This is a genomic window from Arsenophonus endosymbiont of Bemisia tabaci Q2, from assembly GCF_902713415.1.
GTDB lineage: Bacteria > Pseudomonadota > Gammaproteobacteria > Enterobacterales > Enterobacteriaceae > Arsenophonus.
Map to the genome: position 1 here is coordinate 1 of NZ_CACTIE010000148.1, position 470 is coordinate 470.

2 protein-coding genes are annotated in these 470 nt (G+C 34.0%); both read left to right on the forward strand.

Features of this window, described 5'->3' with window-relative positions; translation table 11 throughout:
• Positions 1–151: succinate dehydrogenase assembly factor 2 (locus ARSQ2_RS08115; protein ID WP_181994979.1), on the forward strand; the 151-nt coding region annotated here is incomplete at its 5' end.
• Positions 152–197: 46 nt separating this feature from the next.
• Entirely contained in the window at positions 198–323 is a 126-nt protein-coding gene (locus tag ARSQ2_RS14900; protein WP_476726903.1) for a hypothetical protein, read from the forward strand.
• The last annotated feature ends 147 nt before the right edge of the window (positions 324–470 follow it).

The following is a 470-nucleotide window of genomic DNA, read 5'->3' on the forward strand; positions in this document are numbered from 1 at the left end:
GAAATGTCTGTTTGTTCGTTTACTAGAGTGTGCAGATCCTGATTTGTTCAACTGGTTGATGAATCATGGACGTCCTGATGATGATGGTCTTTATCATATAATTCAATTGATACAGAGTAGAAATAAACAATGTGGTTCTTTGGAAATTTAATATCAATGTTTCGTGGCTGACACAGCTTTTTTCAACGAGTGTTCATGTGGGAATTGGCTTGTTAGTTTTCTTTTCATCTTTGCCGCCAAATAATCTGGTCACTTGGTTGATAGCGACCTTATTAATTGTGGCAAGTTGGGTAAGGAGTCAAAAAAAATATAAGTCGTTGTAAAGGTAGTTTAGCTTTACTTAATGCTAATAAGATACAGTGAAAGAAAAGTGAATGACTGATTGTTAAAAAACCTTGGTTTTGCTTATTTGGTATAAAACTTACTCTTCATTCATTGCAATGTAATAAGCGGATTCAGTTATGGATTAC